The sequence below is a fragment of the Paenibacillus sp. sg306046 genome, assembly GCF_059821225.1.
In genome coordinates this window covers 1-1,244 of record NZ_JCAMRT010000084.1, presented here as the reverse complement: position 1 = coordinate 1,244, position 1,244 = coordinate 1, and the positions used below count along the sequence as shown (strand labels likewise).

Here is a 1,244-nt window from a genome sequence, read left to right as displayed (position 1 = left end):
CTAGTAGAACGCTCCTGAAATAACGTTGTAAACTTAATGCTCTAGCCCATAGCTCCAACGATGGGGCACCGGGTTCTGGTTGACCTCTTCAAGATATAACAAAATGCGTTGTTTAAGCTCATTCTTTGACTTGACTCGGATATGACGGAGAACCTGTTTTGTCATTTTGGAAAAGAAGGTTTCAATCACGTTCAGCCATGATCCGTGTTTTGGAGTGAAGGTAAATTCAAATCGCTCCGGTACTGTTGCGAGATAAGCATTGGTCTCCTTTGAGATGTGGGCGGAGTGGTTGTCTAGAATGATGTTTATCCGTAAACCTTTGCTATAGTGGGCATCAAGCTTCTTTAAAAAGTCAACGAACTCACGACTCCGATGACGATCTTCTACCGTGCCGATGACTTCACCGGACACCAAATCAATGCCCGCGAGCAAACTAAGTGTACCATGGCGCTTGTACTCCGAATCACGTCCAAGTGTCGGGTATTCACCCGGTACAGGCGGAAGATCGGCGGCCGTGTTTTCGATGGCTTGAATGCCTGGCTTCTCATCGTAGGACAAATAAACATCCGCTAAGGGCCTGAGTTCTTCGTTTTCAATAATGTACTCCACTTGCTGGTAGATACATAAAACGTCGGCTCGTTTGGCCTCAAAATCAGGATCACGGCGCTCCAAATAATACCGCACTTTATGGGGTTGAAGCTCATGGGCAGCCAGCAGACGTGCTACACTGCTAGCTGACATGCGAGCGAGACATTCATGTCCTTCAGCGACGGCGTGTTCGCGAATATGTTTGGCCAGCAAGCGCTGCGTCCAGACTTCGTAGGAATAGCCTAGCTCCGTTGGCTTTTGGCAAGCCAACGAGATCACCCACGCCTTGGCTACTGGAGTTACTTCTGCCGGGCGACCCGAACGCTGCCCTTCATTAAGAGCGGCCTCAGCTCCCAGCACTAAGGCCTTGTCAATACAGCGACTGACTTTAGGGATAGTCGTGTCCAGCGACTGTGCAATTTTGGGTATGCTCATGCCTTCAGCATAAGCAAGAAGCATACGTGATCGCTCCACTCTTCGGAATTCTTCCGATCGAGCGTTACTCACACGTTTTAACATGTCACGTTCGGTTTCGGTTAGCTGAAGGGGCTCTTTTTTTGAAAGAAAAGGCATGGTATCTCTCCGTTCGATAGATTCTATCTAGAGTATACCATACAGGAAAATATAGTAACGTTATTTTAGGTTCTTTGTACTAG

The 1,244-nt window shown here is 47.8% G+C and carries 1 protein-coding gene; it reads right to left on the bottom strand.

Annotated features, from left to right (window positions below; all coding sequences use genetic code 11):
- Positions 1-33: 33 nt before the first annotated feature.
- Positions 34-1,047: an IS630 family transposase gene (locus tag AC6ROY_RS25365; RefSeq protein WP_500103338.1), complete on the bottom strand. Its 1,014-nt coding sequence runs from the start codon at positions 1,045-1,047 to the stop codon at positions 34-36.
- Between the last annotated feature and the right edge of the window lie 197 nt (positions 1,048-1,244).

Bases quoted from the DNA above. Each gene is read 5' to 3' on its own strand.
- AC6ROY_RS25365 (WP_500103338.1), bottom strand. From the start codon at position 1,047: ATGCTTCTTGCTTATGCTGAAGGCATGAGCATACCCAAAATTGCACAG.